The organism is Vibrio sp. YT-18, assembly GCF_033337345.1.
GTDB classification, from domain to species: Bacteria; Pseudomonadota; Gammaproteobacteria; order Enterobacterales; family Vibrionaceae; genus Vibrio; species Vibrio alginolyticus.
Genome location: NZ_JAWOQO010000094.1, coordinates 1 through 1,535, shown reverse-complemented (window position 1 = coordinate 1,535; position 1,535 = coordinate 1). Strand labels below are relative to the sequence as shown.

Genomic DNA, 1,535 nt, shown 5'->3' with positions numbered 1-1,535 from the left:
TCAATTTTTAATACATGGAGTTGGTGCGCAGACGTGAGACTGGCGTTATATCGATGAGGTGTATTCGATCCCTGGACCCTGTAAATAATTCTGTGTAACTGTCAGGGTTACATGTATTCAGTGAGTCGGTCTTCGAACATAATCATAAAGCGGTTTAGAGCTTGTCGCCAGTTTCTAATCGGCATCGTCCACTTCTTGGAAGCATCTCGGATAGCCAAGTAGATCACCTTTCTAGCTGATTCATCCGTTGGAAAGAGCTTGCGCTTCTTGATCGCTTTTCTAATAACGCTGTTGAGGGATTCAATGGCGTTAGTCGTGTAAATGGCTCGGCTAATATCCTCTGGGTAGTGAAACAGGGTGTTGAGGTTGTCCCAATGCGCCGTCCAAGAGCGACTGATTTGAGGATACTTACTATCCCATCGGTCAGAGAACTGCTCTAGAGCCAGCAGAGCCTCATCTTCTGTGGCTGATTGGTAGATTTTCTTCAGGTCAGTCGTCACCGCTTTGTAGTCTTTCCAAGGGACGTACTTGACCGAGTTTCGCACCATGTGGACGATACAGAGCTGTATTTGCGTCTCTGGGAACGCAGTGTTGATAGCGTCAGGAAAGCCCTTGAGTCCGTCAACGCAAGCGATAAGGATGTCTTTTACCCCACGGTTTTGAAGCTCAGTCAGCACATTAAGCCAGAATTTGGCACCTTCCGTTTCAGAGAGCCACATACCGAGCAGTTCTTTTTGGCCTTCCATGTTGACCCCTAACGCAAGATAGACCGCTTTGTTGATGACTTGCTTGTCTTGGCGCACCTTAACCACGATGCAATCGAGATAGACGATAGGGTAAATTTCGTCGAGAGGTCGCGACTGCCATTCAATCACTTGCTCAAGCACCGAGTCGGTTACTTTCGATATCAGCGTTGGTGAGACATCAGCATCATACATTTCCTTGAACGTTGCGACGATTTCACGTGTGGTCATGCCTTTCGCGTATAGGCTCAATATCTTGTCGTCCATGGATTGGAATCGAGTTTGGTGCTTGCGGACGAGTTGAGGTTCAAAGCTGGCTTCACGGTCGCGAGGGACGTCGATATCGACCTCTCCATCATCGGTGATGATTGACTTACCCGAGTAACCATTGCGGGAGTTGGAGCTGGTTCTGGATTGGTGTTTTAGATATCCAAGGTGCTCATCGAGTTCAGCGTTTAACGCTGTTTCAACGGTCACCTTGGTTAACATTTTTCGGAAGTCATCCAGGTCAGATTCTGTCTTAATTGACTTCGCCGCTTCACGAGCAAAAGCTTCGAGTGCTTTCTTATCCATATTGTCTATCCTTAGCCTTTAAGGCTTAAGTTTAGACAGTTACACAGAATTCAGGACACTCTCGATCCCTGAAACGTGTGCAGAGAGCAATCGTTTACGTTACTAAATTGTAAAAATATGGCGACTTGCTTGAAAAACAACGTAAACGCGATCGAAATCACCGAAATACGAATCTCCCGTTTCTAAAGGGGGAACTAAAATTAGTTGTGCAAGAACAAC

Annotated in this window: 1 protein-coding gene; it reads right to left on the bottom strand. The window is 46.4% G+C overall.

Features of this window, described 5'->3' with window-relative positions:
* Positions 1-107: 107 nt before the first annotated feature.
* Positions 108-1,316: an IS256 family transposase gene (locus tag R7M72_RS24565; protein ID WP_318056398.1), complete on the bottom strand. Its 1,209-nt coding sequence runs from the start codon at positions 1,314-1,316 to the stop codon at positions 108-110.
* Positions 1,317-1,535 lie beyond the last annotated feature (219 nt).